The organism is Methylobacterium sp. WL116, from assembly GCF_008039455.1.
Lineage (GTDB): Bacteria > Pseudomonadota > Alphaproteobacteria > Rhizobiales > Beijerinckiaceae > Methylobacterium.
In genome coordinates this window covers 1-5,482 of record NZ_VRUV01000314.1, presented here as the reverse complement: position 1 = coordinate 5,482, position 5,482 = coordinate 1, and the positions used below count along the sequence as shown (strand labels likewise).

Genomic DNA, 5,482 nt, shown 5'->3' with positions numbered 1-5,482 from the left:
GGCCCAGGCCGCACCGTTCGCACCCGCTCCGCTTGCCGGGGCCCCCGCCGACGTGGTCCAGGCGCAGTATGGCTACGGCTACGGTCACGGCCCCCGTCATTTCGGCCACGGCCCGCGCCACTTCGGCTACGGCCCGCCGCGCCCCCGCCACTTCGGCTGGGGCGGCCCGCGCTTCGGCCATCATCACCATCATCGCGGATACGGCTACGGCCGCGGCTACGGATACGGCCGCGGCGGCTGGTAGGCGAGACCGGGCCGGTGGTGAGAACCACCGGCCCCTTTCATGTCGTCGGGGCGATCCGCTCGAGCACAACCGGTCCCTCGGGCGGCCCCTCGGCTGGCGTCGCCCGGAAGCTGTAGGCCGCCCGCAACGCGGCCTCGGCCCGATCCGCCGCCGCCGCGTCGGCCGCGTGCACGATCCCGAGCCGTCCGCTCGCATCGCCCGGCCGGGCGAGCTGCGTGAATCCCACGCGCCCGTCGATCCCGTCCTCCGGCCGGGTCCGGCCGCCGCCGAGGCCGATCACCGCGAGCCCGATCGCGCGGGTCGCGACCCGTTCCACCGTGCCGACCGCGCGCACCTCGCGGATCACCGGCGCGGCCGGAAGGTGCTTTGCCGGCTTCTCGATCAGGTCGGCCGGGCCGCCGAGCGCCGAGACCATGCGCGAGAAGCGCTCTGCCGCCCGCCCCGAGGACAGGCTCGCCTCCAGCCGCACCGCGGCGTCGCGCGTGTCGGGTGCGAGCCCGCCGGCCACCAGCATCTCGGCCGCCAGCGCCAGCGTCACCGCGTGGAAGCGCGGCTCGCGGTGCCCGGTGAGGTAGTCGACCGCGTAGGCGATCTCCAGCCCGTTGCCAGCGGCATGCGCCAGCGGCGCGTCCATATCGGTGATCAGCGCGACGGTGCGCAGGCCGGCGCCGTTCGCCACCGCGACGATGCTGTCGGCGAGCGCCCGCGCCTCTCCCATCCCGGCCATGAAGGCGCCGGAGCCGACCTTCACGTCCATCACGAGGCCGTCGAGCCCGGCCGCGAGCTTCTTGGCGAGGATCGAGGCGGTGATGAGATCGAGCGATTCCACCGTGCCGGTCACGTCGCGGATCGCGTAGAGCTTCCGGTCGGCCGGCGCGAGGTCCGCGGTCTGGCCGATGATGGCGCAGCCGACCTCCGAGACGACCCGGCGGAACCGGGCGAGATCGGGCGTCGCGTCGTAGCCGGGAATGCTGGCGAGCTTGTCGAGGGTGCCGCCGGTATGGCCGAGGCCGCGGCCCGAGATCATCGGCACGTAGCCGCCGCAGGCCGCGACCATCGGCGCGAGCACGAGGCTGACCGCGTCGCCGATCCCGCCGGTGGAGTGCTTGTCGAGGACGGGGCCGGGGAGGTCCCAGGCGAGCACGTGGCCGGACCGCGTCATCGCCTGCGTCAGCGCCACCCGTTCGGCCACCGACATCCCGCGCAGGAACACCGCCATGGCGAAGGCCGCCGCCTGGCCCTCGCCGACGCGCCCGTCGGTCAGGCCGGCGACGAAGCCGGCGATCTCGTCGGCGTCGAGCGCCTTCCCGTCGCGCTTGTCCCGGATGGTCTCCTGCGGAAGCCTCATGACGTCCCCTCCGGGGTCGCGGCGGCCATCAGCACGCCGAACAGGCTGCTGGCGCCGAGCCGGACCGTGGCGGGGCTCGCCCAATCCGGCCCCATGATCTTGTCGGCGAGCGCGAGGTAGGCGGCGGCGTCGGCGAGCGTCCTCAGGCCGCCCGAAACCTTGAGGCCGCCGCGCCCGGCCTCGCGGATCGCGCGCAGCATGGTCTCGGCCGCCTCGGGCGTCGCCGAGACCGGGCTCTTGCCGGTCGAGGTCTTGATGAAGTCGGCGCCGGCCGCGAGCGACAGCCGGCTCGCCGCGGCGATCGCGTCCGCGGTGCGCAGTTCCCCGGTCTCGAGGATCACCTTCAGGCCGGATTTCGGGCAGGCCTCGCGCACCGCCTCGACCATCAGGCGGGCGGTCTCCGCATCGCCGCGCAGCAGCGCCCCGTAGGGCAGGACAAGGTCGATCTCGTGCGCGCCGTCCCGCAACGCCTCCGCCGTATCGTCGACCGCGCGGTCCACGTCCTCGCCGCCCGCGGGAAAGTTGATCACCGTGGCGATCCGCACCGGGCCGCCAGCCAGCAAGCGCGCCGCCTGATGCACGAATTGCGGCCAGACGCAGATGGCGGCGACGCCGCCCGCGCGGGCATCCCGGCAGAGCCCGTCGATCTGCGTGGCCGTGCAGGTGTCGCCGAGATCCGTCAGGTCGAGGAGCGCGAGGGCGCGGCGCGCGACCAGGGCCGGGTCGAAGGTCGGATCGGTCATGCGGGCGGACTCTCGAAGGGGCCGAGGCTCATGGATCGCCAGCGGGCAGGGCGGCGACGAAGCTTCGGATCAGGCGGATCAGGTCGGCGGCGGCGGCGGTCGCGGCCTGCTTGGTCTCGGCATGGTGCGGGTCGCCGTCGCCGATGCCGGCGGCGCGGTTCGTCACCACCGACACGGCGGCGACGGGCAGGCCGAGGAAGCGGGCGAGGATCACCTCCGGCACCGTCGACATGCCGACGAGGTCGGCGCCGAGCCGGCCGGCCATCCGCACCTCGGCCGGGGTCTCGAAGGACGGCCCGGAGAACCAGGCGTAGACGCCCGCGGGAAGGGGGATGCCGCAGGCCGCCGCCGCGGCGTCGAGCCGGGCATTGAGGGCGGGGTCGTAGGCCCGCACCATCGGCACGAAGCGGGCGTCGCTCGGCTCGCCGATCAGCGGGTTCATCCCCGACAGGTTGAGGTGGTCGGACAGCCGCACGAGGCTGCCGGGACCGGCCTCCGGCATCAGCGAGCCGGAGGCGTTGGTGAGCAGCAGGCAGGCGGCGCCGAGCGCCATCGCCGCGGCGATCGGGATGCGCATCGCGGCCGCGTCGCCGTGCTCGTAGGCGTGGGCCCGGCCCTCGAGCACCAGCACCGGGCGCCCGGCGATCACGCCGCGATGCAGCCGCCCGCGATGGCCGCTGACGCCGGCGCCCGGAAAGCCGGGGATGTCGGCATAGGGCAGCGATACCGCGTCCGCGAGCGCGTCCGCGAGCCCGCCGAGCCCGGTGCCGGCGACGATGGCGCAAGCGTAGGGCCCGGCAAAGCCCGCCGCGCGCAGGGTCTCGACCGCATCAGCCACCGAGCGTCTCCGGTCCGAAGGAGGCCGGCAGCAGCGCCGCGAGGGTGAAGCTCTCCGCGACCCCGCCGGGCCCTGCGGCGTGGATCGGCGTCTCGGGGGCGGCGAACTCGCGGATGCGCTGGCGGCAGGCGCCGCAGGGCGTGACGAGGCCGCTGCCGTCGCCGAGCACCAGGATCTCGCGGATGCGCCGGCCGCCGGCCAGGATCATCGCGGCGATCGCCCCGGCCTCGGCGCAGGTGCCGACCGGGTAGGCCGCGTTCTCGACGTTGCAGCCGGCATGGATCGCGCCGTGCTCGTCGCGGAGCGCCGCGCCGACCGCGAAGCGCGAGTACGGCGCGTGCGCCCGGGCGCGGGCCGCGGCGGCGGCGTCGAACAGGGCGGCGAGGTCGAGAGGGGAGGAGCCCGGCATCCGCGATCATTGGCACCGGCCGTGCCGGGCTGTCGAGAGGGCGGGCGAGGCGGCAGGGGCGTGCGCGCCGCCGGCTTTCGCTCGCCGAGCGCGCGTTCTAGAACGCTGGGAACGATTGTCATCATCCGGGGACGACGATGCTGGGCCGTTACGAGCGCGGAGCGGGGGGCGAGGCGGTCGTCGCCTATGGCGACGGCACGATGCGGGTGGTCAAGCCCGGCGCCTTCGTGCGCTGCGCCACCACCGGCGTGCCGATCCTGCTCGACGACCTGCGCTATTGGAGCGCCGTGCGCCAGGAAGCCTACGCCACGCCCGAGGCGGTGATGGAGCGGCTGCGGCAGACCGGCCGGCCGTAAGCCGCGATCAGGCGTCGCGGCGTTCCAGCAGCTCGATGCGCACGCCGTCCGGCCCGTCGATGAAGGCGATCCGCAGCCCCGGCCGCATCGCCTTGGTCTCGACAAGCACCGTGACGCCGCGCGCCCGCAGGTCGGCGAGCGTCGCGTCGATGTCAGCGACGCCGAGCCCGATATGCTCGATGCCGAGATGCGGCGCCCGCGCCGGCGGCGGCAGGTCGGCCGGCGCCTGCTCGATGAAGACCGTGAGGCCGCCGAGGTCGAGCACGATCCGGCTCGTCGGCGTGCCCTCGCGGCGGACCTCCCGCGCGGCGAGCTTGTCGACGTAGAAGGCGGCCGCGGCCGCCGCGTCGGGGCTGCGCAGGTGGACGTGGTCGATGTGGAAGTCCATCGGGTCCTCGCGGGCTCAGAGGAGGGTCCGGTCGAGCCGGATGATCCGGCACGGGTCGCCCGCCCGCGCGGCCGGCGCGTGCGGCGCGCGGATCAGCAGCGCCTCGGCCCGGCCGAGCACCGCCAGCATCGACGAATCCTGGCGCGATTCCGGATGCGCCACCGGCAGCCGGTCCGGTGCGGTGTCGAGCACGGCGCGCATGTAGTCCTGGCGCCCGTCGTTGGCGTCGAGGTCGCGGCCGAAGAGGTCGCGATCGCGGAGGCCGCCGGGCGCACGCTGGCGGCCGCGGTCGTCGCCACCCGCACGCAACCGCCTTTCCCGGCTTCCGCCATGGATGGCTACGCCGTGCGCGCCGCCGACGCGACGGCCGGGGCCGCGTTGCGCCTCGTCGGCACCAGCGCCGCCGGCCACGGCTTCTCGGGCACGATCGGCCCCGGCGAGACCGTGCGGATCTTCACCGGCGCGCCCGTCCCCGAGGGCGCCGACGGGATCCTGATCCAGGAGAATGCCGAGGCCGACGGCGAGACGATCCGCGCCCTCGAAGCGGTGACCGCCCAAAAATTCGTCCGCCGGGCCGGCCTCGACTTCTCCGAGGGCGACGGGCTGCTGGCGGCCGGTGACACCCTCGATGCGCGCCGCTTGGCGCTGGTCGCCGCCGCCGGCCGCGGACGGGTCTCGGTACGCCGCAAGCCCCGCGTCGCGATCCTCGCCACCGGCGACGAGCTGGTGCAGCCGGGCGAGGTCCCGGCCTGGGACCAGATCGTCGCCTCGAACGCCCTGGCGCTCGCCGCCTTGATGAACGGCGCCGGCGGCGCGGCGATCGACCTCGGCATCGCCGGCGACACGCTTCCGGCATTGGAGGCGGCCTTCGCGCGGGCACGCGCGGCCGAGGCCGACCTTCTCGTGACGCTGGGCGGCGCCTCGGTCGGCGACCACGACCTCGTCCAGACCGCGCTCGCGGCGGAGGGGCTCGAGCTCGGGTTCTGGCGCGTGGCGCTCCGCCCCGGCAAGCCGCTGATGCACGGGCATCTCGGGAACATGCTGGTGATCGGGCTGCCGGGAAACCCGGTCTCGTCGATCGTGTGCGGGCTGCTCTTCGTCGTGCCGGCCGTGCGCGCGCTGCTCGGCGATCCGCGTGCCGGCGCCGACCGCAGCC

8 protein-coding genes and 1 pseudogene are annotated in these 5,482 nt (G+C 75.1%); 3 read left to right on the top strand and 6 right to left on the bottom strand.

Going from position 1 to position 5,482, the window contains the following annotated elements; all coding sequences use genetic code 11:
* Window positions 1-244: hypothetical protein (locus FV223_RS30605; RefSeq protein ID WP_187276180.1), on the top strand; the 244-nt coding region annotated here is incomplete at its 5' end.
* 37 nt (window positions 245-281) lie between these two features.
* Here FV223_RS30605 and deoA read toward each other — a convergent pair.
* The 4 genes from deoA to cdd are packed head-to-tail and all read right to left on the bottom strand — an operon-like array spanning window position 282 to window position 3,582.
* Window positions 282-1,592, bottom strand: a complete 1,311-nt coding sequence (gene deoA / locus FV223_RS19060; protein WP_147728479.1) for a thymidine phosphorylase — start codon at window positions 1,590-1,592, stop codon at window positions 282-284.
* Window positions 1,589-2,335 (bottom strand): deoxyribose-phosphate aldolase, encoded by a 747-nt coding sequence (deoC, locus tag FV223_RS19055; RefSeq protein ID WP_147728478.1) that lies wholly within the window; start codon window positions 2,333-2,335, stop codon window positions 1,589-1,591. Before deoC ends, deoA begins: the two co-directional genes overlap by 4 nt.
* A gap of 28 nt (window positions 2,336-2,363) precedes the next feature.
* Complete coding sequence (locus FV223_RS19050; protein ID WP_147728477.1) at window positions 2,364-3,173, bottom strand: purine-nucleoside phosphorylase; 810 nt, start codon at window positions 3,171-3,173, stop codon at window positions 2,364-2,366.
* Complete coding sequence (gene cdd, locus FV223_RS19045; protein WP_147728476.1) at window positions 3,166-3,582, bottom strand: cytidine deaminase; 417 nt, start codon at window positions 3,580-3,582, stop codon at window positions 3,166-3,168. Before cdd ends, FV223_RS19050 begins: the two co-directional genes overlap by 8 nt.
* A gap of 137 nt (window positions 3,583-3,719) precedes the next feature.
* On the opposite strand from cdd, the gene FV223_RS19040 reads away from it, so the two are divergent.
* The gene (locus FV223_RS19040) at window positions 3,720-3,938 is read left to right on the top strand and encodes a DUF2093 domain-containing protein (RefSeq protein ID WP_147728475.1); all 219 of its coding nucleotides are present in this window, start codon (window positions 3,720-3,722) and stop codon (window positions 3,936-3,938) included.
* A gap of 7 nt (window positions 3,939-3,945) precedes the next feature.
* On the opposite strand, the gene FV223_RS19035 is transcribed toward FV223_RS19040, so the two are convergent.
* Both FV223_RS19035 and FV223_RS19030 read right to left on the bottom strand, forming a co-directional pair.
* Complete coding sequence (locus FV223_RS19035; protein ID WP_147728474.1) at window positions 3,946-4,326, bottom strand: VOC family protein; 381 nt, start codon at window positions 4,324-4,326, stop codon at window positions 3,946-3,948.
* Between the two features lie 15 nt (window positions 4,327-4,341).
* A pseudogene (locus tag FV223_RS19030) lies at window positions 4,342-4,566 on the bottom strand (molybdopterin molybdenumtransferase MoeA); the annotation flags it as partial.
* Here FV223_RS19030 and FV223_RS19025 point away from each other — a divergent pair.
* A partial coding sequence (locus FV223_RS19025) for a molybdopterin molybdotransferase MoeA (RefSeq protein WP_147728473.1) occupies window positions 4,480-5,482 on the top strand: 1,003 nt, incomplete at its 3' end. The pseudogene FV223_RS19030 and the gene FV223_RS19025 sit on opposite strands and share 87 nt — an antisense overlap.

Bases quoted from the DNA above. Each gene is read 5' to 3' on its own strand.
- deoA (WP_147728479.1), bottom strand. From the start codon at position 1,592: ATGAGGCTTCCGCAGGAGACCATCCGGGACAAGCGCGACGGGAAGGCG.
- deoC (WP_147728478.1), bottom strand. From the start codon at position 2,335: ATGACCGATCCGACCTTCGACCCGGCCCTGGTCGCGCGCCGCGCCCTC.
- cdd (WP_147728476.1), bottom strand. From the start codon at position 3,582: ATGCCGGGCTCCTCCCCTCTCGACCTCGCCGCCCTGTTCGACGCCGCC.
- FV223_RS19040 (WP_147728475.1), top strand. From the start codon at position 3,720: ATGCTGGGCCGTTACGAGCGCGGAGCGGGGGGCGAGGCGGTCGTCGCC.
- FV223_RS19035 (WP_147728474.1), bottom strand. From the start codon at position 4,326: ATGGACTTCCACATCGACCACGTCCACCTGCGCAGCCCCGACGCGGCG.